This window comes from Tardiphaga sp. OK245 (genome assembly GCF_900108575.1).
GTDB lineage: Bacteria > Pseudomonadota > Alphaproteobacteria > Rhizobiales > Xanthobacteraceae > Tardiphaga > Tardiphaga robiniae.
Genome location: NZ_FNWZ01000001.1, coordinates 164,255 through 186,412, shown reverse-complemented (window position 1 = coordinate 186,412; position 22,158 = coordinate 164,255). Strand labels below are relative to the sequence as shown.

Annotated in this window: 22 protein-coding genes; 12 read left to right on the top strand and 10 right to left on the bottom strand. The window is 63.0% G+C overall.

Annotation, left to right across the window (positions count from 1 at the left end; translation table 11 throughout):
• Positions 1–30 precede the first annotated feature (30 nt).
• A complete protein-coding gene (locus tag BLW80_RS00875; protein ID WP_244527885.1) occupies positions 31–2,424 on the top strand; it encodes a membrane-bound PQQ-dependent dehydrogenase, glucose/quinate/shikimate family in 2,394 nt (797 codons plus the stop codon).
• A 139-nt stretch (positions 2,425–2,563) separates the two neighbouring features.
• Here BLW80_RS00875 and BLW80_RS00870 read toward each other — a convergent pair whose 3' ends face one another.
• Positions 2,564–3,568 carry a P1 family peptidase gene (locus BLW80_RS00870; RefSeq protein WP_093756458.1) on the bottom strand — a complete coding sequence of 335 codons (1,005 nt, stop codon included), beginning with the start codon at positions 3,566–3,568 and terminating at the stop codon, positions 2,564–2,566.
• Positions 3,569–3,706: 138 nt separating this feature from the next.
• Here BLW80_RS00870 and BLW80_RS00865 point away from each other — a divergent pair, with 138 nt between their 5' ends.
• Positions 3,707–4,441 carry a cytochrome c biogenesis CcdA family protein gene (locus BLW80_RS00865; RefSeq protein WP_170849539.1) on the top strand — a complete coding sequence of 245 codons (735 nt, stop codon included), beginning with the start codon at positions 3,707–3,709 and terminating at the stop codon, positions 4,439–4,441.
• 264 nt (positions 4,442–4,705) lie between these two features.
• Here BLW80_RS00865 and BLW80_RS00860 read toward each other — a convergent pair whose 3' ends face one another.
• From BLW80_RS00860 to BLW80_RS00835, 6 genes are all read right to left on the bottom strand, one after another.
• Positions 4,706–5,821, bottom strand: a complete 1,116-nt coding sequence (locus BLW80_RS00860) for a branched-chain amino acid ABC transporter substrate-binding protein (protein WP_093756457.1) — start codon at positions 5,819–5,821, stop codon at positions 4,706–4,708.
• A 211-nt stretch (positions 5,822–6,032) separates the two neighbouring features.
• A complete protein-coding gene (locus BLW80_RS00855) occupies positions 6,033–7,142 on the bottom strand; it encodes a branched-chain amino acid ABC transporter substrate-binding protein (protein ID WP_093756456.1) in 1,110 nt (369 codons plus the stop codon).
• Positions 7,143–7,281: 139 nt separating this feature from the next.
• Entirely contained in the window at positions 7,282–8,004 is a 723-nt protein-coding gene (locus tag BLW80_RS00850; RefSeq protein WP_093757275.1) for an ABC transporter ATP-binding protein, read from the bottom strand.
• A gap of 11 nt (positions 8,005–8,015) precedes the next feature.
• A complete protein-coding gene (locus tag BLW80_RS00845) occupies positions 8,016–8,846 on the bottom strand; it encodes an ABC transporter ATP-binding protein (RefSeq protein ID WP_093756455.1) in 831 nt (276 codons plus the stop codon).
• Positions 8,843–10,165, bottom strand: coding sequence for a high-affinity branched-chain amino acid ABC transporter permease LivM (gene livM, locus BLW80_RS00840; protein WP_093756454.1), 1,323 nt, complete (start codon positions 10,163–10,165; stop codon positions 8,843–8,845). Before livM ends, BLW80_RS00845 begins: the two co-directional genes overlap by 4 nt.
• 10 nt (positions 10,166–10,175) lie before the next feature.
• Complete coding sequence (locus tag BLW80_RS00835) at positions 10,176–11,093, bottom strand: ABC transporter permease subunit (protein ID WP_092146777.1); 918 nt, start codon at positions 11,091–11,093, stop codon at positions 10,176–10,178.
• 319 nt (positions 11,094–11,412) lie between these two features.
• On the opposite strand from BLW80_RS00835, the gene BLW80_RS30150 reads away from it, so the two are divergent.
• Both BLW80_RS30150 and BLW80_RS00830 read left to right on the top strand, forming a co-directional pair.
• The gene (locus tag BLW80_RS30150) at positions 11,413–11,565 is read left to right on the top strand and encodes a hypothetical protein (RefSeq protein WP_170849538.1); all 153 of its coding nucleotides are present in this window, start codon (positions 11,413–11,415) and stop codon (positions 11,563–11,565) included.
• A 237-nt stretch (positions 11,566–11,802) separates the two neighbouring features.
• A complete protein-coding gene (locus BLW80_RS00830; RefSeq protein WP_210185291.1) occupies positions 11,803–12,414 on the top strand; it encodes a hypothetical protein in 612 nt (203 codons plus the stop codon).
• Between the two features lie 12 nt (positions 12,415–12,426).
• Here the strand turns inward: BLW80_RS00830 and BLW80_RS00825 are convergent, their stop codons facing one another.
• From BLW80_RS00825 to BLW80_RS00815, 3 genes are read right to left on the bottom strand one after another with little or no spacing between them, the layout of a single operon-like run.
• Positions 12,427–12,816 carry a carboxymuconolactone decarboxylase family protein gene (locus BLW80_RS00825; protein ID WP_093756453.1) on the bottom strand — a complete coding sequence of 130 codons (390 nt, stop codon included), beginning with the start codon at positions 12,814–12,816 and terminating at the stop codon, positions 12,427–12,429.
• Positions 12,817–12,829: 13 nt separating this feature from the next.
• Positions 12,830–13,609: a 3-oxoadipate enol-lactonase gene (gene pcaD / locus BLW80_RS00820; protein WP_093756452.1), complete on the bottom strand. Its 780-nt coding sequence runs from the start codon at positions 13,607–13,609 to the stop codon at positions 12,830–12,832.
• A 23-nt stretch (positions 13,610–13,632) separates the two neighbouring features.
• The gene (locus BLW80_RS00815; protein ID WP_093756451.1) at positions 13,633–14,982 is read right to left on the bottom strand and encodes a 3-carboxy-cis,cis-muconate cycloisomerase; all 1,350 of its coding nucleotides are present in this window, start codon (positions 14,980–14,982) and stop codon (positions 13,633–13,635) included.
• Positions 14,983–15,192: 210 nt separating this feature from the next.
• Here BLW80_RS00815 and BLW80_RS00810 point away from each other — a divergent pair, with 210 nt between their 5' ends.
• The 8 genes from BLW80_RS00810 (at position 15,193) to BLW80_RS00775 (ending at position 22,124) form a co-directional block, all read left to right on the top strand.
• Positions 15,193–15,639, top strand: a complete 447-nt coding sequence (locus tag BLW80_RS00810) for an SRPBCC family protein (protein WP_089264991.1) — start codon at positions 15,193–15,195, stop codon at positions 15,637–15,639.
• Positions 15,640–15,810: 171 nt separating this feature from the next.
• Positions 15,811–16,296 carry a (2Fe-2S)-binding protein gene (locus tag BLW80_RS00805; protein ID WP_089264990.1) on the top strand — a complete coding sequence of 162 codons (486 nt, stop codon included), beginning with the start codon at positions 15,811–15,813 and terminating at the stop codon, positions 16,294–16,296.
• 45 nt (positions 16,297–16,341) lie between these two features.
• Positions 16,342–17,148, top strand: coding sequence for an FAD binding domain-containing protein (locus tag BLW80_RS00800; RefSeq protein ID WP_089264989.1), 807 nt, complete (start codon positions 16,342–16,344; stop codon positions 17,146–17,148).
• Positions 17,149–17,186: 38 nt separating this feature from the next.
• Positions 17,187–18,098 carry an AAA family ATPase gene (locus BLW80_RS00795; RefSeq protein ID WP_093756450.1) on the top strand — a complete coding sequence of 304 codons (912 nt, stop codon included), beginning with the start codon at positions 17,187–17,189 and terminating at the stop codon, positions 18,096–18,098.
• A gap of 138 nt (positions 18,099–18,236) precedes the next feature.
• Entirely contained in the window at positions 18,237–19,469 is a 1,233-nt protein-coding gene (locus tag BLW80_RS00790) for a vWA domain-containing protein (protein WP_093756449.1), read from the top strand.
• An 11-nt stretch (positions 19,470–19,480) separates the two neighbouring features.
• Complete coding sequence (locus BLW80_RS00785) at positions 19,481–19,810, top strand: XdhC family protein (RefSeq protein ID WP_093756448.1); 330 nt, start codon at positions 19,481–19,483, stop codon at positions 19,808–19,810.
• Positions 19,807–20,523 (top strand): XdhC family protein, encoded by a 717-nt coding sequence (locus BLW80_RS00780; RefSeq protein WP_093756447.1) that lies wholly within the window; start codon positions 19,807–19,809, stop codon positions 20,521–20,523. The genes BLW80_RS00785 and BLW80_RS00780 overlap by 4 nt, the downstream gene beginning before the upstream one ends.
• On the top strand, positions 20,520–22,124 hold the full coding sequence (locus BLW80_RS00775; protein WP_093756446.1) for an NTP transferase domain-containing protein: 1,605 nt from the start codon (positions 20,520–20,522) through the stop codon (positions 22,122–22,124). The genes BLW80_RS00780 and BLW80_RS00775 overlap by 4 nt, the downstream gene beginning before the upstream one ends.
• Positions 22,125–22,158 lie beyond the last annotated feature (34 nt).

The following is a 22,158-nucleotide window of genomic DNA, read 5'->3' as shown; positions in this document are numbered from 1 at the left end:
TTGGAAACGTTACAGCTAGGAGCTGGTATAGTGAAGGAAGTAAATGGTGGCTGGAGGAGCAAGGTATTGCTCGTCTTGCTTGGGGTGCTGTTTGCCGTGGCTGGCATTGCGTTTATCTGGGGTGGCGCTGTTCTCATCTCGCGTAGTGGAAGTTGGTATTATCTGATCGCCGGTCTCGCGCTTTGCGGCGTCGGGGCTGGTTTGATTCTCGGCAGGCTTTTTGTTTTGCCTTTATATGCAGCGCTATTCGTCGCGTCCGCGATCTGGGCTGTCTGGGAGAGCGGATTCGAATTCTGGCCGCTTTTCGCGCGTCTCTTCATCTTCCTCGCGGCGGCGTTCGCCCTCGCGCTCGTGACGCCGCTCCTGCGCGGGCGCGCAGGTTTGCCACGCGCGATTGGCAAGAGCTTCGCCGTTGCTGGCGTCCTGCTGGTGCTGATCATCGTCTCGGTTGCCGGCATGTTCGTCGATCGCACCGAAACCTTCGCGTCTGCGGAGACGGGCAAGGTCGCTGTTACGGCGGACAGCGAGCAGAAGAACTGGGACAACTGGGGCAACAATCCCGGAGGCGAGCGTTTTGCCGCGCTGGACCAGATCAATCGCAGCAACGTCAACAAGCTGAAGGTCGCCTGGACGTTCCGCACCGGCGACATCGCAGACAATGACGCTTCAGGCCTCGGCTCGGAAGACCAGCAAACGCCGATGCAGATCGGCAGCTCGGTCTATCTCTGCACGCCGCACAACAACGTCATCGCGCTCGACGCCGATACAGGCAAAGAGAAATGGCGCACCGTCATCAATGCGCGCCACACCCGCTGGATGCGTTGCCGTGGCCTGGCCTATATCGACCTGAGCGGCAAGGACTCCAATCGCGGTCAGTCGGCGAGCCTGATCCAGACAGGCGACGCTTCCGGCACCGTCTGCACGCGACGCCTCTTCACCAACACGATCACGGGTCAGCTTATTGCCATCGATGCAGATACGGGCGCGTTTTGCCCCGGCTTCGGCGATAACGGCCGGGTCAATCTGCTGGATGGTCTGGGTAAGGCACCGACGGGCGTCTACAAGGTTACCTCGGCGCCGACGCTTGCGGGCGATGTCCTCGTGCTCGGCGGCTTCGTCACCGACAACCTGGCGATCGACGTGCCATCGGGCGTCATCCGCGCCTACGACGTGGTGACTGGCAAGCAGCGCTGGGCGTTCGATGCCGGCAATCCCGCGGTCAAGGGTGCACCGACGGCGGATCAGGCCTATACGCGCGGCTCGCCCAATTCCTGGGCCCCGATGTCCTATGACCCGAAGCTCAATCTGGTCTTCGTGCCGATGGGCAACGCAGCTCCCGACCTGTGGGGCGGCAACCGCACGGCGGAGATGGAGAAATATGCCTCTTCGGTCGTTGCACTCGACGCAGCCACGGGTGAAGTCCGCTGGTCGTTCCAGAGTGTCCATCACGACCTCTGGGACTTCGACGTCCCGATGCAGCCGACGCTGACAGACTTCCCGAATGCCAGTGGTGCGGCGACGCCGGCCGTCGTCTTTGGCACCAAGCATGGCCAGATCTTCGTGCTGGACCGTGCCACGGGCAAGCCGCTGACCAAGGTCGAGGAAGTGCCGGCTCCGGCGGGCAACCTGAAGGGCGAGCGCTATTCGCCCACGCAGCCGCTGTCCACCGGCATGCCGGAGATCGGCAGGTCCACATTGACCGAAGCCGACATGTGGGGCGTGACGCCGTTCGACCAGCTACTGTGCCGTATTGAGTTCAAGGGCTACAAGCATATCGGCCTGTTCGATCCGCCGTCTGCAGAGCAGTGGCAGTTGCAGTATCCCGGCTCGCTGGGTGGCCTGAACTGGGGCAGCATCTCGGTCGATCCGACCAGCAATACACTGTTCCTGAACGACATGCGGCTCGGTCTGTGGCAGCGCGCCTTCGAGCGCAAGGAAGGTGAGAAGATTCTGCCAGGTGCCGTGCCGATGACCGGTGCGCCGTACTGGATCATGAAGGACCGCTTCCTCTCGGCCCTCAAAGTGCCGTGTCAGAAGCCGCCTTTCGGCACCATGACGGCGGTGGATCTGAAGACGCAGAAGATCGCGTGGCAGAAGCCGATCGGCACCGTGCAAGACACCGGCCCGCTCGGCCTGAAGATGGGCCTCCCGGTGCCGATCGGGATGCCGACCATCGGCGGCTCGATGGCCACCCAGGGCGGCTTGGTCTTCTTCGCCGCCACGCTCGACTACTATCTGCGCGCCATCGACAGCGCGACCGGCAAGGAGCTCTGGAAGGGCCGCTTGCCGGTCGGCAGCCAGGCGACGCCGATCAGCTACAAGTCACCGGCGACGGGCAAGCAATATGTGCTCATCACCGCCGGCGGCGCGCGCCAGTCCATCGAGCGGGGCGACCACGTGGTAGCTTACACCTTGGCTGATTGACCACTGAAGATGCGAATTGGGAGGCCGGGCGCGATGCCCGGCCTTTTTCTTTGAGCCGAACCGATTGTGGCCGGCTAGAAGCTTTGCGATGACCGGTCGATGTCTCGCGGCCCTAAACAGGCATGCGCGTTGGTGCCGATTATGTCGCGCGCTGAAAACGGTCGCGCCATGCGGGGAGGGCGCCGGTGAAAGACAGCGCCGTCGCTTCATACACGCCGCGCGCGATGGCGCGGGCGATCACATTGCCCGCGATCATGCCGAGCTCGGTCAAGCCCACCAGCGGATCGATCGGTTTCTCGCCCGTCGCGGCCGCAAACACGATGTCGCCATCGAGCGGCGCATGCACCGGATAGATCGCGCGCGCAAATCCGGTCTGCGCCATCATGGCGAGACGCCGGGCCTGCGCCTTGGTCAGGATCGCATCGGTGACGACGACGGCGAGGGTCGTGTTCTCGATCGAGGTTGCCGCCGGTCCGCCCTTGATACGCATCGCCAGCACCTCGGGCTTCAACTTGTTCGGCATGCCGTGTCCGCCGAACTCATTGCCGACTTCGAATGGCGCCGCCCAGAAGTGTGGGCCATCGCTGATGGTGACGCTGCCGACCGCATTGACTGCCGCGAGTGCGGCGACGCGCACGCCCGATGGCGTGACGGCGGAGGCCGAGCCGAGGCCGCCCTTGTAGTTCACTGTCGTGGCGCCCAGTCCTGCGCCGACGCTGCCGAGCTTGAAGTCATCGCTGGCCGCCGCCGCGGCGGCATAGCCGAGATCGCGATAGGGCGGGAAGCGGCCCCAGTTCTTGTCGCCGCCATTGAGCAGGTCGAACAGGATCGCGCCTGGCACGATGGGGATAACGGCATTGCCGATCTGGTAGCCGCGGCCCTGTTCGGCGAGCCAGGCCTGTACGCCGCCGCCGGCTTCGAGGCCGAAGGCGGAGCCGCCGGCCAGCGCGAGGCCGTGGATGGCGTCCACAGTGTTAACCGGGTCGAGCAGGGCGCTTTCGCGCGTGCCGGGTCCGCCGCCGCGGATGTCGACGGAGGCCACGGCCGGCCTGTCGAACAGGATGGCGGTGACGCCGGAGGCCAGTTGGGCGTCGTCGGCATGGCCGACGCGAACGCCGGCGATATCGGTGAGCAGGTTCTTCATGGCGGTTCCCTCTTGGTCCGACCAGACCGCAGCAAGGCTGCCCGGTCAACCGATCACGCGTGATCACAACAGCCGGAAGTGGCGGGCATTTGATCCATCCCGCTTGCATCCCGTCATGTCAGCAGTGCATCTAGCCGCATGATCTCCGATGTCACGATCCCCGCCGCATTGATTGCCGGCATTGTCTCATTCCTGTCGCCCTGCGTGCTGCCGCTGGTGCCGCCCTATCTCATCTATCTCACCGGCGCGACCATCGAGCATATTGCCGATGACGAGCAGGAGGCGGCCTCCAGGCGCGCGGTGATGATCTCGGCTGGCATGTTTGTGCTGGGCTTCTCCACGGTGTTTGTGGCGCTCGGCGCCAGCGCCAGCCTGGTCGGCAGCGTGGTCCGCTCCTATGCGGCGGAGCTGTCAATCGTTGCCGGCATCCTGATCATCCTGATGGGCCTGCATTTCCTCGGGCTCACGCGCATCGGGCTGCTGATGCGCGAGGGACGCCTGAGCATGCCCAGGCCGGTTGGCCTGTGGGGCGCCTATGTGATGGGTCTGGCTTTCGCGTTTGGCTGGACGCCGTGCATCGGCCCGATCCTCGCGGCGATCCTGTCGGTGGCGGCGGCAGAAGCAACGGTGACCAAGGGCGCGGGATTGCTCGCGGTCTATTCCCTCGGCCTCGGCATTCCGTTCCTGATCGCGGCCTTCATGGTTGAGCAGTTCTCCAGCGTGTTTGCGCGCATGAAGAAGCATCTCGTCCATGTCGAGCGCGCCATGGGCGTGTTGATGGTGATCACCGGCATTGCGTTTCTCACGGGCGCCGTCTCGAATGCCAGCATCTGGCTGCTTGAGACGTTTCCCGCGCTGCAGAATTTCGGGTGAGGGGGTCCCTCGTAACCTCGCCCCGCACTTGCGGGGAGAGGTCGGCGCGCAGCGCCGGGTGAGGAGCCTCACGCTGGAGAAGACACAACCGATATCTATCGGGTCGGCAGATCAACAAAGTTAGCAACCCGCCCGGACAATATTCGATCCGATAGTCCGAGATGGGGCAGGTGCATACCATGCCCCTCACCCGGTCAGCTTCGCCGCCCGACCTCTCCCCGCAAAGAGCGGGGAGAGGTTAAGGGAAGCGCTCGCGGCGTCGCCTCAGGTTCCCTTCGCGTCGATCTGGGTGTAGTTGCCCTTGGCGTCCCACTTGTAGACGACGTAGTCGATCGCCTTGATGTCGCCCTTGGCGTCAAACGCCATCTTGCCGAGTACGGTGTCCCATTCGCCGGCCTTGATCACATCCATCACCTTCTTGGTGTCGGTGGAGCCGGCCTTGGCAACGGCCTGCGACCAGACCTGGAACGCTGCATAGGTGTAGAGCGTGTAGCCTTCGGGATCGATGTTCTTGGCCTTGAACTTCTCGACGATCGCCTTCGCGGTCGGCTTGTTACGCGGGTCGGGGCCGAAGGTGAACAGCGTGCCTTCCGCGGCGGGGCCGGTGATGGAGGCGAATTCCTTGTCGTTCATGGCGTCGCCGGCCATCAATATGGTCTTGAGGCCCTGGTCGCGCATCTGGCGCAGGATCAGACCGGCTTCCTGATGATAGCCGCCGACATAAACCAGATCGATATTGTCGCGCTTCAGGCGCGAGACGATCGAGTTGAAGTCCTTGTCGCCCTTGTTGTAGCTCTCGAACATCTTTTCGGTGAAGCCGGCCTTGTTGAGTGCCTTCTTGGTCTCGTCGGCGAGACCCTTGCCGTAAGTGGTTTTGTCGTTGAGGATCGCGACGTTCTTGCCCTTGAAGTTCTTGGCAATGTAGTCGGCGGCGACAAGGCCCTGCTGGTCGTCACGGCCGCAGACGCGCAGCACATTGGCGAGCTTGCGTTCGGTGAACAGCGGGTTGGTCGAAGCCGGCGTGATCTGCAGCACGTTGCCATCGGCATAGGCTTCGGACGCCGGGATCGACGATGATGAGCAGAAGTGGCCGGCGACGAACGGCACCTTGGAGCTTGCGAACTTCTCGGCGATCGAGCGCGCCTGTTTGGGATCGCAGGAATCGTCGCCCACCTGCAGCGCCAGCTTCTTGCCGAGCACGCCGCCAGCGGCGTTGAGATCGGCCACAGCCTGGTCGGCGCCGTTCTTCATCTGGCGGCCGAAGGCCGATTCGCCGCCTGTCATCGGGCCGGCGACCGCGACGTTGATGTCCTGTGCAAAAGCTGCGGTTGAGAGCAGCGACGCGGCAAAGGCCAGGCCGATTACATTCAATGGTTTCATGGGGATGATCCTCGCAAAGAGTTTTCGGCCACAAACGCAATCCGGCCGCCCGAACGATAGGATCATTCTCAACTTATTTTGATGCCGAGTCATCGGCAATTTTCGGCCGCAGACAGCCTGCCTGTGACTCCGACTGCGGCAGGTCGTCGCAAGCGCTTTCGCGAGCCGAGCCGCACCTCTGGCTGTGCGCAGAGAGGTGCGGCCTGCAGGCTTATTGCTTCAGTTCGGCGTAGTCGCCCTTGGCGTCCCACTTGTAGACGACATAGTCGATCGCCTTGATGTCGCCTTTGGCGTCGAAGGCCAGCTTGCCGAGTACAGTGTCCCATTCGCCGGCCTTGATCACGTCCATCACCTTTTTGGTGTCGGTGGTGCCGGCCTTGGCGACGGCCTGCGACCAGACCTGGAACGCCGCATAGGTGTAGAGCGTGTAGCCCTCGGGATCGATGTTCTTGGCCTTGAAGCGGTCGACGATCGCCTTGGCGGTCGGCTTGTTGCGCGGATCGGGACCGAAGGTGAACAGCGTGCCTTCCGCAGCCGGGCCGGTGATCGAGGCAAACTCCTTGTCGTTGATAGCGTCGCCCGCCATCAGCACCGTCTTAAGGCCCTGGTCGCGCATCTGGCGCACGATGAGGCCGGCTTCCTGGTGATAGCCGCCCACGTAAACCAGATCGATATTGTCGCGCTTCAGGCGCGAGACGATCGCATTAAAATCCTTGTCGCCCTTGTTGTAGCTCTCGAACATCTTCTCGGTAGTGCCGGCCTTGTTCAGCGCCTTCCTGGTCTCGTCGGCGAGGCCTTTTCCATAGGTCGTCTTGTCGTTCAGGATCGCGATATTCTTACCCTTGTAGTTCTTGGCAATGTACTCGCCGGCGACAAAACCCTGCTGATCGTCGCGGCCGCAGACGCGCAGCACATTGGCGAGCTTGCGTTCGGTGAATAGCGGATTGGTCGAGCCCGGCGAGATCTGCAGCACATTGCCGTCGGCATAGGCTTCCGACGCCGGGATCGACGACGACGAACAATAGTGACCGGCGACGAACGGGATGCGCGCACTGGCGAATTTCTCGGCAATCGAGCGTGCCTGCTTGGGATCGCAGGCGTCATCGCCGACCTGTAGCGCCAGCTTCTTGTTCAACAGACCGCCAGCGGCGTTGATATCGGCGACGGCAAGTTCGGCGCCATTCTTGAACTGGCGGCCGAAGGCAGATTCGCTGCCGGTCATCGAGGATGCGACGGCGACAGGAATATCCTGCGCCAGTGCAACGGACGCCAGCGCAATCGAAGCACCCGCCGTCAGGCCGATGAGTTTGATGAATTTCATAGGGAGTCCCCGTGTTCCGTTCGAATGCAGACAAACGCGACGCCGTGACGGAATCGCGATTGGCGCATCATTCTACCTTCAGAATAGTGTCGATTGTTTGCATCGCGCTGCGCGTCATTTGATGAAGGATATCGATCCGTCAGCCGTGTCGGCCGCCTTCGAGATAGGCGGAACGGATCTCCGGGGCCTTCAGCAATTCGGCGCCGGTGCCCGAGAGGGTGATCAATCCATTGACCATGACATAGCCGCGATGGGCCAGACGCAGCGCGTGATTGGCGTTCTGTTCGACGATCAGCACGGTCAATCCGTCCTGCTTGTTGAGCACGCGGATTGCATCGAAAATCTGCTTGGCGATCAGCGGTGCCAGACCCAGGGAGGGTTCGTCGAGCAGCAGCAGGCGCGGGCGGCTCATCAGTGCGCGGCCGATGGCCAGCATCTGCTGCTCGCCGCCGGACAGCGTGCCGCCGCGCTGGGTCATGCGCTCCTTCAGGCGCGGAAACAGCGTCAACACCTTGTCGAGGCTGCCCGCGCGTTCGGCAGGACTGCTCTCATTGACGTCGGCGCCCATCTGCAGATTTTCCGCCACGCTCATACGCGGGAAAATCCGGCGGCCTTCGGGTGATTGCGCGATGCGCATGCGCGAGATCTCGTGGGTCGGTAGGTCGGTGATGTCCGTCCCGTCATAGGTGATCACGCCCGAGCGCGCCCGCGGCTTGCCGAAGATCGTCATCATCAGTGTCGACTTGCCGGCACCGTTGGCACCGATCAGTGCGACGATCTCGCCGCGCTTGATGTCGAGATCGACGCCTTTCAGCGCTTCGATCTTGCCATAGGATGCGTGCAGGCCAGTGATGGCGAGCATGGGGGCGGCGCTCACGTCTCGCCCTCCATCACCGCGATGGCTTCCTCTTCATCCGCGCCGAGATAGGCGGCGATGACTTTGGGATTGTCGCGAATTTGCTGAGGCGTGCCGTCGGCGATCTTCACGCCGTAATCGAGCACGTTGATATGGTCGGAGATCTGCATCACGACGGACATGTCATGCTCGATGAGCAGGATCGATGTGCCATGTTCGGCGCGAATCTTCAGCAGCAACTCATTGAGTGCCGCGCTCTCGCGGGCATTGAGGCCGGCGGCGGGTTCGTCGAGGCAGAGCAGTGCGGGTTCGGTACACATCGCACGCGCGATTTCGAGGCGGCGCTGGTCCCCATAAGGCAGGTTGCCGGCGGCATCGTCAGCGCGCTCCAGCAGGCCGATCTGATCGAGCCAGTAGCGCGCGAGGTCGATCGCAGCCTTCTCGGCGGCGCGATAGCTGGGCACGCCGAACAGGCCGAGAAGAGTGAAGCCCGAAGCGCGCATCAGCGTGTTGTGCTGCGCCACCATCAGGTTTTCCAGTGCGGTCATCCCGGGAAACAACCGGATATTCTGGAAGGTGCGCGCAACCTTGGCGATCTTGGAGATGCGAAAATCGTTCAGCCGCTCCAGCCGCCATTCACCGTCGCTGTGGTGCAGCTTGATGGTGCCGGATGTCGGCTTGTAGAAGCCGGTGATGCAATTGAAGACGGTGGTCTTGCCGGCGCCGTTGGGACCGATCAGCGCAGTGATCTTGCCGCGCTCGGCCGTGAAGGAGAGATCGTTGACGGCCACGATGCCGCCGAAGCGCATCGTCAGATTTTCAACGCTGAGGATGTCGTTGATGTTCATCCGTGTCCCTCTTTGACGAGGTCGGACGAGATTGCCGTATTGCGTTCGAGAAAGACGGTGGGAGCGCGGTGGCCGATCAGGCCGCGCGGGCGCCAGATCATCAGCAGCACCATGGCGCCGCCGAATACCAACATGCGGAATTGCTCGAGCCCGCGGAACAGTTCGAAACCGCCGATCATCGCCAGCGCTGCGAGCGCTACGCCGAGCTGTGAGCCCATGCCGCCGAGCACGACGATGGCCAGCACCAGCGCCGACTCATGGAAGGTGAAGGATTCCGGGCTGATGAAGCCCTGACGGGTCGCGAAGAACGCGCCGGCGAAGCCGCCGAACATGGCGCCGGTGGCAAAGGCGGTGAGCTTCGTCGTCGTTGTGTTGATACCGAGCGCGCGGCAGGCAACTTCGTCTTCGCGCAGCGCTTCCCAGGCGCGGCCGATCGGTAGGCGGCGCAGGCGGATGGTGACCCAGTTGGTGAGCAGTGCGAGGGCGAGGATCAGATAGAACAGGAAGACGATACGGTGGGTCGGCGAGAACTCGATGCGAAGGAGGACAGCGAGGCCGTCATCGCCGGGCGTCAGCGGAATGCCGAACATGGTTGGGCGCGGAATGCCGGAGATGCCGTTGGGACCGCCGGTCAGCGTCTGCCAGTTGATGATGACGAGGCGGATGATCTCGCCAAAGGCCAGGGTAACGATCGCGAGGTAGTCGCCGCGCAGCCGCAGGACTGGAAAGCCGAGCAGCACGCCGAAGAACGCGGCGAGGATTCCGGCGAGCGGCAGGCAGATCCAGAACGACAGGCCGAAATTGGTGGCCAGCAGCGCGTAGGAATAGGCGCCGACGGCATAGAAGGCGACATAGCCGAGATCGAGCAGGCCGGCGAGGCCGACAACCACATTGAGGCCCCAGCCGAGCATCACGTAGGTCAGCACGAGAATGCCGAGATCGAGGATGTAGCGCTCGTCGTAAAAGATCACGGGGACGAGGAAGGTGAAGATCAACAGCGCCGGCACCAGCGCACGGCCGGCGAAGGAGAATGCCTTGGTCGCCGAAGGCGGCATCACGCGCGCAGTACCCACCGGCCCCCACCAGCGGCGCAGCAGCTCCATGACGATACTGCCGCCGAACACCACGGCGACCATCGCGGCGAGATCGCCGAAGCGGGTCCACCAGGTCAGCTGTCCGTCGGAGCCGGCTTCGGTTCGGATGCCGATCATCAGCGAGAACAGCACCAGCGCCACCAGCGCGGAGATCACAGCCTTCTTGAGGATGAATGCGGCGTCCGGGCCGCGGGCAGTCTTTGCTTGTGATGCGATTGCTGCCACTTGGATCCCGTCAGACTTTTTCGACTTCGGGGCGGCCGAGCAGGCCGGTCGGCAGGAAGATCAGCACCACGATCAGAATCGAAAAGGCGGCGACGTCCTTGTATTCGGTGGAGAAGTAGGCGGCCCACAATGTCTCGATCAGGCCGATCAGCAAGCCTCCGAGCATGGCGCCGGGCAGCGAGCCGATACCGCCGAGCACGGCGGCCGTGAACGCCTTGATGCCGGCAACGAAGCCCATGAAGAAATCCACGAGGCCGTAATAGAGCAGGTACATCATCCCCGCGACGGCGGCGAGCGCAGCGCCGATCACGAAGGTCATGGAGATGGTGCGGTCCACATCGACGCCGAGCAGCGAGGCCATGGTCTGGTCCTGTTCGCAAGCGCGCATGTCGCGGCCGAGGCGCGTGCGCGCGACCAGCCAGGTGAACAGCGCCAGCAGCACGATGGTGGTGATAACCACGATGATCTGGATGTTGGAGAGGCGCACCACGAAACCATCGGCGCCTTCATGCAGCGTATAGCCGCCGGTGATGATCGGCGGCACCGGCTTGACGCGGGCGCCCTGTGCGACCTGCGAGAAATTGGTCAGCACGAAAGACATGCCGATCGCCGACAGCATCGGCGCGAGGCGGAAGGAGTGGCGCAGGGGACGGTAGGCGATGCGCTCGATGGTCCAGCCATAGAGCGAGGTGATTGCCATCGAGACCAGAAGCACCAGTAGCAAGATCACCGGCACCGCGGTAAGGCCGATCGACACCAGGATGAGAAAAGTGATCAGCGCGATGAAGCCGCCGATCATGAAGATGTCGCCATGGGCGAAATTGATCATGCCGACGATGCCGTAGACCATCGTGTAGCCGATCGCGATCAGGCCATAGATGGAGCCGAGCACGAGTCCGTTGATCAGTTGCTGGGCGAAATAATCCATGCGCTGCCGAATTCGAGTGAGGCGCCACCATGATCCGGCAGCCGGATCATTGCGTCGTTGTATCGTTTTCTAACAGCGGCCATTGGAGGCGGCAACAGGGGCCGGTGCGGCTAAAGTAGCCTGTACATGCTGTTTTTCGCGGCGATTGGCGTCCGTTCACTTGCGCCGCAGCGCACACAAATCCCCCGCCTTATTTACGGCTGTTCCGATGTCACAGTTGCGCCGTGCAACGGCCTTGCAATCATCACGTGGGAACCGAAACGAAGATCGGGGCTGCACGTTGTCGGGCGTTGAATGGTTCAACACAGGAGATTGAAGAATGTCCAATCAGAACCAGCAAAAGCCCGGTCAGCAGAAGCCAGGCCAGCAGAGCCAGAACCCCGGGCAGCAGGGCCAGAAGCCCGGTCAGCAGCAGGGCGGTGGAATGAAGCCCGACCACGAGCAGGACCCGGGCCGGCAGGGCCAGAGATAGGCCGTCAGGCAGACATCAATCGAGATTTGGGTCGTTCTCAGCGACCCATGTGGAAGGCCCCGCCGAAAGGCGGGGCTTTTCGTTTGGCAAGTCCCGATCGTATTTCCCCGCCGTTATCCCGGCAATTTTCGAATTAAGGTTACCAATTGGTTTACGTTGTCCGTCTGATTGAACGGGCGTTACGTCGGCGCAGGCGTGCGACTCCTGCGAGTCGCCGGCAGAGCGGTGGACGACGTGATGGATCAGAGCAGCGCAGACCAGACCGGAGCCCATCAGGGTGGAACTCTGCAGGCTGGCACGTTTCAGACTGGTACGTTTCAGACTTGGCGGATCAGCACGTTCACGGGCGCGCTGATCGCCTGCTATTTCATCCCGACCTGGACGATCTTCGCGTTCCGCATCATGGTCTCGCCGATCCAGGGCTTCTATGAGCGCCCCAATATTTCACTGGCGCTGTTTCTCAGCGACTACATGCAATTTTCCAGCATGGGCACGGTGCGCTATGCGTGGCTGCTCGCCGTCGGCAAGCTGACGGTGGTTGCTTTCTTCACGGTATTCCTGGTGTTCATCACACGCCCGAAAATCCGCAAGACGGGCGGCTGCGACGAAGCGTTGATGATGGCGCTTGGCATCGGCGGCGTGATCTCGTTCGCCAGCATGATGATGGCATCGAAGGTCGGCGAGATCGCCGCGATGCGGCTGCACATCACAGAATTGCTGTTGATGCTCGGCGCTGCAGTGCTGCTGGCGATCGAGCCGCCGCTACGCCGCGCGGCGGCGCAGGAGCTTGATCCCGGGCAGCCGGGCAAGGCAGCCAACGACGCGGAGCTTTTACAGAAGGTTGCCTAAATAAAAGGTCGCCTAAATGGCCAGCCCGAGCTCTTTGATGATCACTCCGGCTTCCTTGGTAGCGTGATTGGCCGCCGGCACGCCGCAATAGATTGCCTGTTGCAGCAGGATTTCCTTGATGTCGTCCGGTGTGAAGCCGCCTTCGGTGAGGGCGGCGCGCACATGCATGCGGAATTCGTCCCACTGGCCGAGTGCGAGCATGGTGCCGATCACCAATACGCGGCGCGTGCGGTCGTCGAAATGCGGCCGCGTCCAGATCTCGCCCCAGGCGTAGCGGCTGATCAGGTCGAGAAAATCCGCATTGAATGCGTTTTTCCCGGCGGCCGATTTGTCGACCCAGGCATTGCCGAGAACCTTGCGGCGTTTTGCGGTGCCTTCGGCGGCGCGCTGTTGCTCGTCCATCTTAGGTCTCCGTTCAGCGCTGTGTCAGGAAGCCAACGACGGCGTCAGTGAAAGCGTAGGGCTGTTCGACGTTCGAGATGTGTGCGGCGTCCAACAGAGTCATGCTCGCGCCGGGGATGTTGCTGCGGATCAGTTCACCAGCCGCAACCGGTGTTGCGTTGTCCTGACGGCCGGCGATCACCAGCGTTGGGCTTTTGATCTTGGGCAGCAGCGCGCGCTGATCGAGCGTGCTCAGTGCCTCGCAGGCGGCGAGATAACCTTCGACCGGCGAGGCGATCAGCATCGCCTTCATCTTCGCGGTGGTCTCTGGCTCGCGCTCGCGGAAGTCGGCGGTGAGCCAGCCGCCGATGACGGCATCGGCCACCGCTTTGAGGCCACCCTCGCGCACCGCCTTGATGCGGTTATGCCAGTTGGTCGGATCCGGATAGTAGCAGCTGGTGTTGGCCAGGATGATCTTGTTGAAACGCTCAGGCGCGTTGGCGCCTAACCACTGGCCGACCATGCCGCCCATCGATAACCCGCACCAGTGCACCTTATCGATGTTGAGGTCGTCGAGGATCGCCAGCACATCCTTGCCGTAGCGTTCCATCGAGGTCGGGCCGTTCATGCCGGACTTGCCGTGGCCGCGGCGATCGTAGCGGATCACACGAAACAGCTTTGTCAGCGCCGGCATCTGCGGCTCCCACATCGCCATGGTGCAGCCAAGCGAGTTCGACATCATCAGCGTCGGCCCGCTGTCGCGGCCCTCCACGGAGACATTCAGCAGGCAGCCGTGGGCGTCGATCATGGGCATGGTGTGTCTCCCGCGTTTCTTTATTACTTGAGTGAGGCGAGCTGGCGGTCGATCAGGGCTTGCGAGACACCCTGATAGTCCATCGGCTCGAACAGTTTGGCGATGGCGGCGGCGTTGAGCTGCGCATTGACCTTGGGATCGGCCGTGAGAATATCGCGCAGATGTTTCTTCTCGGCGACGGCGCGCTTGGTGGCGGCCTCGACCAGATGATGGGCGTCGCTCTTGCCGAGCTTTTCGGCGAGCGCAAAGGTCACGGCTTCCGCCATAATGAGCCCGTTGGTTTCATCGAGATTGAGGCGCATTCGCTCGGTGTCGACCTCGAGTCCTTCGGCGATATCGACAATGGCGGCAAGAGCGCCCGATGTCACCAGCAGGAGCGTCGGCAGCGTCGGCCATTCCGCGTGCCACGGTCCGGCACTGCGTTCGTGATCCTGGATCTGAGCGGCAAAGATCGTTGCAGCGAGATTCGGCGCCATGGTCGCGGCGCCAAGCGCAGAGGCCGATGCCACGGGGTTGCGCTTGTGCGGCATGGTGGAGGAGCCGCCGCGGCCTTCGCCAGAGGGCTCGAACGCTTCGCCGACATCGGTCTGCATCATCAGCGAGACGTCGCGGGCGATCTTGCCGCAACTGCCGGACAGGATCGCCAGCACCGAAGCAACGTCCGCGATACGATCACGATGCGTGTGCCACGGCGCATCGGGGAGCGGCAACTGCAATTCCTTGGCGAGTTGCTCTGCAACGATGAGCCCCTTGTCGCCGAGCGCAGCCAGCGTGCCGGCGGCGCCGCCAAATTGCAGTGCGAGACCTTCGGCGCGCAATCGTTTCAGGCGCAGGCGCGAGCGATGCAGTGCCGAGGCATATTCAGCGAGCTTCAGCCCGAATGGCATCGGCAGCGCGTGCTGCAACCAGGTGCGGGCGACCACAGCGGTGTTGCGGTGCTTGATCGCCAGTGCTGCAAAGCCGGCGATGGCGCGGTCGAGATCCGCGAGCAGGGCGTCGATCGCGACACGCAGGCCGAGCATGGTTGCGCTGTCGATGACGTCCTGGCTGGTGGCGCCCCAATGTACGTAGCGCGCGGCTTCGGCGTCGGCCTTCGCCACTTTGGCGGTGAGCGTCTTGACCAGCGGGATGGCGAGATTGCCGGAACGCGTGGCTGCATCGGCGAGTGCAGCGAGATCGAACTGGTCGGCTTTGCAGGCGGCCTCGATGGCCGCCACCGCGCTGGCGGGAATCACCCCGACTGCGGCCTCGGCCCGCGCCAGTGCGGCTTCGAAGTCGAGCATATGCTGCAAATGGGCGGTATCATCGCAAACCGCACGCATCGCGGGGCTCGACAACAAGGGTGCCAGCAGAGGGGACAGGGATGTGCTCATCTGTGCGGGACCTAACCATTCCGGCGAGAGTCTGCCAATCCCCCGCAATCTTCTTGTCGCCGTCGTCTGTTGCACTGCGAATAGGCATCGCCCCATCTCGCCGGACGGTCTTTCCTTTGCGCCGTCCGTGCATTACTTGGGATTGAGGGTTCAATCCCTTGGGGATGACAGCCTCAATTCCGGACGGCGACAAATTCAGGAGACAGACCCATGGCCATGACGATGAGCGGTGAAGTCCAGCTTGCCGCGCCCCGCGAAGTGGTATGGGGAAAGCTCAACGACCCCGCAGTGCTGAAGGCCTGCATCCCGGGCTGCGAAGAGCTCGAGACTACAGAGGAGGGCGGCTTCCGCGCCACGGCCAAGATCAAGGTCGGCCCGGTCTCGGCCCGCTTCAAGGGCAAGGTCACGCTGAGCGATCTCGATCCGCCCAATGGCTACAAGATCACCGGTGAGGGCGAGGGCGGCGTCGCCGGCTTTGCCAAGGGCGGCGCTGTCGTCGGTCTGACCGACAAGGACGGCGGCACACTCCTGACCTACAATGTGGAAGCCCAGATCGGCGGCAAGCTGGCCCAGCTCGGTCAGCGCCTGATCAACGGCTCGGCCAAGAAGATCGCCGACGAGTTCTTCGCAAATTTCGCCAAAGCCGTTCAAGGCTAAGGTGCGGAGCGTCTGATAGCGGCGATCAAGTGTGCTTGATACCGCAGAAAAACACACCAGAGACCGTCCCGACTTGAGGTTGCTCATTGCCGGGATGGGCCATATTATGCATTTGGAATGATTTTAATGACCGTGTCGCCACGCAATGGGACGCGGACCAAGAGAGTGCATATGGCCAAAATCTCGATGATCGTGAACGGCAATCCCGTCACCGGCAATATCGATCCGCGCACATTGCTGGTGCAGTTTCTGCGTGAGAATCTGCGGCTCACCGGCACCCATGTGGGTTGCGACACGTCGCAATGCGGCGCCTGCGTTGTGCATCTCGACGGCAAGGCCGTGAAGTCCTGCACCACGCTCGCTGTCATGGCCGACGGTCACGAGGTGAAGACCATCGAAGGCCTCGCCGCCGACGGTGCGCCGCTGCATCCGATGCAGGAGGCGTTTCGCGAGCATCATGGCCTGCAGTGCGGCTTTTGCACCCCGGGCATGATCATGACCGCGGTCGACCTCGTGCATCGCAAGGGGCATGATCTCAGCGATCACCTGATCCGCGAAGAACTCGAAGGCAATCTCTGTCGCTGCACCGGTTATCAGAACATCGTGGCGTCGATCGCAGCCGGCGCCAAGGCGATGGCGAAGTCCGATCTCGCATAACGACGCACAACGATAATCGCGCACCGCGAATCAGGGATCCCACCCATGTACGAATTCAAATATCATCGTCCGTCGACCGTGCGGCAGGCCGCCAATCTCCTCATCAAGAACGAGGACGCCAAGCTGATCGCCGGCGGTCATACGCTGGTGCCGGTCATGAAGCAGCGTCTGGCCGCGCCGCCGCACATCATCGATCTCTCGCATATCGAGGGCGTCGACGGCATCGAAATGAAGGGCCGTTCGCTGGTGATCGGCGCGCTGGCCAAGCATGCCGCCGTCGCGGCATCGCCGATCGTTGGTGAAGCCATCCCAGCGCTGGCCGAGCTCGCCGGCCTGATCGGCGATCCCGCTGTGCGCCACAAGGGCACCATAGGTGGTTCGCTCGCCAATAACGATCCGACCGCGGACTATCCCGCAGCCGTGATGGCCCTCGGTGCCACCATCACCACCAACAAGCGCAAGCTGAAGCCAGAAGAATTTTTCCAGGGCTTGTTCACGACCGCGCTGGAGGCCGACGAGATTATTACCAAGGTCTCCTTCCCCGTGCCGAAGAAGGCCGCCTATATCAAGTTCCGCAACCAGGCCTCGCGCTACGCGCTGGTCGGGGTGTTCGTGGCGCGTCTGCCCTCGGGCGTGCGCGTCACCGTCACCGGTGCGGGCTCGGATGGCGTGTTCCGCGTCGAGGAGTTCGAGGCTGCGCTGCAGAAGCGGTTCTCGCCAAAGGCGCTGGACGGGCTTACGGTGCCGGCCGAAGGCCTCAACAGCGATCTCCATGGCAGCGCCGAATATCGCGCGCATCTGATCGGCGTGCTGGCCAAGCGTGCGGTCGAAGCTGCCAACAACCGGGCCTGATATTTGTCAGGTCCGCACTTTCCCGGATTGGTTCTCTCATGACTAAGCCATCGGCGCTCCCCACCTCCGTCGATGGCATGCTGGAATTGCTGACATCGCGCGGCTATCTCGCCGAGCGTTCGCTGGCGACAGTCACCTATCTCTCGCTGAAAATGGGCCGGCCGCTGTTTCTCGAAGGCGAGGCCGGCGTCGGCAAGACCGAAATCGCCAAGGTGCTGTCGGCCGCGCTTGGCCGCAAGCTGATCCGGCTGCAGTGCTATGAAGGTCTCGATGTCTCGTCCGCTGTCTATGAGTGGAACAGCGCCTCGCAGATGATCGCGATCCGTCTGGCGGAAGCGGCCGGCGATACCGACCGCGATCAGCTGGCCAGCGACATCTTCGCCGAGCGCTACCTGATCAAGCGTCCGCTGCTGCAGGCGCTCGAGCCGGACGTCAACGGCGCGCCGGTGCTCCTGATCGACGAACTCGATCGTGCGGACGAGGCGTTCGAAGCCTATCTCCTCGAAATCCTCAGCGACTTTCAGGTGACCATTCCTGAACTCGGCACCGTGAAGGCGCCGGCCCCGCCCATCGTCATCGTCACATCGAACCGCACCCGCGAGATTCACGACGCGCTGAAGCGGCGCTGTCTGTATCACTGGGTCGACTATCCCAACGCCGAGCGCGAACTCGCCATCGTCAAGTCGCGGGTGCCAGGCATCTCCGCAAAGCTCTCGCAGCAGGTGGTGAGATTCGTGCAGGCACTGCGCGATCAGGATTTCTACAAGTCGCCGGGCGTTGCCGAGACTCTGGACTGGGCGACCGCGCTGACCGAACTCGACGCCCGCTCGCTGACGCCGCAGGTGGTGGGCGATACGCTGGGCGCGCTGTTGAAGTATCAGGACGATATCCAGCGCATGCAGGGCGATGCGCTGGCGAAGGTGATCAAGGAAGCGACGAGCGACACCTAACACGCTCGTCGTTCCGGGGCGACGCACTTGCGTCGAACCCGGAACCTCGAGATGTTCATCGTGCAAAACATTGCGGGATTCCCCGCCACTCCAATTGGAGTGGCTGAGGTTCGAACGCGAGGGCGCGTTCGCCCCGGAATGACGGTAGAGGCAACGACGGAGTTAGGTTTGCCCATCGACCATCTCAACCCACCGACTGGCCAGATGGCAGATAATGTCATCGGCTTTGCGCGTGCGCTCCGCGCCGCCGGGCTTCCGGTCGGGCCGGGTGCGGTGATCGATGCGCTGAATGCCTTGCAGATGATCGAGATCGGCAAGCGCGCTGACGTGTTTACGACGTTGGAAGCGATCTTCGTCAAACGCCACGAGCATGCGCTGGTGTTTGCCCAGGCCTTCGATCTGTTCTTCCGTGCGGCCGACGAATGGAAGCAGATGCTGGATTCGGTGCCGCTGCCCGACGATGCCAAGCGCAAGCCGCCGCCGGCCTCGCGCCGCGTGCAGGAGGCGATGGCGCAGCCGGCGCAGGGCACAGAGCGAGAGGCGCCGCAGGAGCAGGAGATCAGGCTCTCGGTCTCCGACCGCGAAGTGCTGCAGAAGAAGGATTTTGCGCAGATGAGCGCAGCGGAGATCGCCGAAGTCACGCGCGCTATCGCCAATATGCGACTGCCGCAAGCTGAACTGCGCACGCGCCGCACCCAGCCGGACAAGCACGGCGCGCGGCTCGATCTGCGGCGCACGCTGCGCGGCAGCCTGCGCACGGGCGGCGACATCATCGATATCCGCAGACTAGGCCTGATCGATAAGCCGGCGCCGATTGTCGCATTGCTCGATATCTCCGGCTCGATGAGTGAATATACCCGGCTGTTCCTGCACTTCCTTCATGCCATTACGGACGCCCGCAAGCGCGTCTCGGTCTTCCTGTTCGGCACAAGGCTGACCAATGTGACGCGGGCGCTGCGCTCGCGCGATCCCGACGAGGCGCTCGCCTCATGCTCGGCCTCGGTGGAAGACTGGGCCGGCGGCACGCGCATTTCCGCGTCGCTGCACAACTTCAACAAGCTGTGGGGACGCCGCGTGCTCGGCCAAGGGGCCATCGTGCTGCTAATTTCCGACGGTTTGGAGCGGGAGGCGGATTCCCAACTGGCCTTCGAGATGGACCGGCTGCATCGCTCCTGCCGGCGGCTGATCTGGCTCAACCCGTTGTTGCGCTTCGATGGGTTCGAGCCGAAAGCTCAGGGCATCAAAATGATGCTCCCGCACGTTGACGAATTCCGCCCGGTACATAATTTGAGTTCGATCGACGGACTGATCAAGGCGCTGTCATCGGCGCCCCCGGTCCATCACCGCAGCCTGATCCGGCCCGCAGCTTAAGAGAGGCTTCCATGCTCAATCGCGATGAAGACATCCTGCAGGCCGCCGAGGCGTGGCAGAGGGCCGGGCACGGCGTGGCGCTGGCCACCGTGGTTGAGACCTGGGGTTCGGCGCCGCGTCCCGCAGGCTCGAATCTCGTCATCAATGACGATGGCACCTTCCTGGGCTCGGTCTCCGGCGGTTGCGTCGAAGGCGCCGTGGTCACCGAGGCGCTCGATGTGATTGCGAGTGGCGAGCCCAAATTGCTCGAATTCGGCGTGGCTGACGAGACCGCGTGGAATGTCGGCCTGTCCTGTGGCGGCACCATCCGCGTGTTCGTCGAGAAGGTGGGGCAGTCGTGAAAGCCGAGACGCTCGCCACCCTGAACGCGGAACGCGCCGCTCGGCGCCCCGTTATTTTGATCACCGATATATCCGATGGAACACAACGCCTGGTGAAGGCCGCCGATTTCGGCGCCGATCCGCTGCATGCCGAGCTCGAGAAGCAGCTCCGCATGGGCAAGAGCGCGATGGTCGAGGCTGACGGCACGAAGCTGTTCTTCAACGTCTACGCGCCGACCGCGCGGCTCGTGATCATCGGCGCCGTCCATATCAGCCAGGCTTTGGCGCCGCTGGCGCGGTCGCTGGATTACGATGTGACGGTGGTCGATCCGCGCACAGCCTTTGCCAGCCCCGAGCGTTTCCCGGACGTGAAGCTGATCGCCGAATGGCCGGATGAGGCGCTGCCGGGCCTCAACATCGATCACTACACAGCCTTCGTCGCCGTGACCCATGATCCGAAGATCGACGATCCCGCGCTGCTGCACGCGTTCGAGAATAACTGCTTCTATATCGGCGCGCTGGGCTCGCGAAAAACCCACGCCAAGCGCGGCGACCGGCTGAAGGCGCAGGGCGTCAGCGAGGCTGACTTCGCGCGGATCAAGGCGCCGATCGGTCTCAATATCGGTGCTGTTTCGCCATCGGAGATCGCGGTCTCGATCATGGCCGAGATCACCGCCGAACTACGGATGCCCAAGACGATACCCGCGGAATTGTCCAAAGTGAGCAACCCATGAAGTTCGGTCCCGCCAGTCCGGCGGATGCACTTGGCGGCGTGACCGTCCACACACTGCGTCAGGGCTCGCTTGTTCTCAAGAAGGGAACCACTATCGGTCCCGATGAAGTCGCCGCGCTGACCGGCGCGGGCGTCAAGGACGTGGTCGTCGTACGTCTCGAAGAGGGCGACGTGTCCGAGGACGTCGCAGCCGCCAGCATCGCGCAGGCAGTGGCGGGCGAGGGCGTCAATGTTGAGCGCGCCTTCACGGGCCGCGCCAATCTGTTTGCGGGGGCGCCGGGCGTGCTGGTCGTCGATCGCGCCATCGTCGATCGCATCAATGCGGTCGATGAAGCGATCACCTTTGCAACGCTGGCGGCCTACAAGCCGGTGGTCGAAGGCGAGATGATCGCGACCGTCAAGCTGATCCCGTTCGGCGTCGCCGGTACGCTGCGCGACGCGGCCGTCCAGGTTGCCTCGGGCGGCGCAATGAGAATCGCGCCTTACACGGTCAAGAAAGTCGGCATCGTCTCGACGCTGTTGCCGGGGCTGTCGCCGAAGGTGATCGACAAGACACTGCGTGTGACCGAAGAGCGCCTTGCGCCTGCTGGTGCGAAGATCATCGCCGAGCGCCGCGTGCCGCACGACGAGAAAGTGCTGGCGAAAACAATCAAGGAACTGCTCGGGCTCGGCGCCGAGCTGGTGATTGTGTTCGGCGCCTCGGCCATTGCCGACCGCCGTGACGTCATTCCGTCGGCGATCGAGCAAATCGGCGGCGCCATCGAACATTTCGGCATGCCGGTCGATCCCGGCAATCTGCTTCTGATCGGCAGGGCCGGCAACGTGCCGGTGCTGGGTGCGCCGGGCTGTGCGCGCTCCCCAGTTGAGAACGGCTTCGACTGGGTGCTGATGCGGCTGCTGGCCGGCCTCAAGGTTACCCGCGCCGATCTCACCGGTATGGGCGTCGGCGGTCTGCTGATGGAAATCGTCACCCGGCCGCAACCGCGCGTGCCCGTTGGCAGCGACGGCAACAGCAATGTCGCGGCGGTCGTTCTGGCTGCGGGCCGCTCGACCCGAATGGGCGGGCCGAACAAGCTGCTCGCCGAACTCAACGGCAAGGCATTGGTCCGGATCGTCGCCGAACAGGCGATCGCATCGAAAGCGTCGAGCGTAACGGTGGTGACAGGTCATCAGGCGCCAGAGGTCGAGAAGGCGCTGGCCGGACTCAAAGTCACGTTCGTCTACAACCCTGATTTTGCCGATGGCCTTGCCAGTTCGGTGAAAGCCGGCATCGCGGCGGTCCCGGCCGATGCCAATGGAGCTGTGGTCTGTCTCGGCGACATGCCGCTGATCGATGCCCGCTTGATCGACCGGTTGATCGAAGCCTTCGCGCCGGATCGCGGCAACCTCATCGTCGTCCCTGTAAGCGAGGGCCGTCGCGGTAATCCCGTGTTGTGGTCTCGGCGCTTCTTCAACGAGTTGATGACGTTGGACGGCGATATCGGCGCTCGGCACCTGATCATGAAGCACGCCGAAGCCGTTGCCGATGTGGCGGTCGAAGGTCACGGCGCCTTCCTCGATATCGATACACCGCAGGCGCTGGAAGACGCGCGGAGCGGCTAACGCATGGCGTATGCGGCGGGCCGCCGCATTGCAC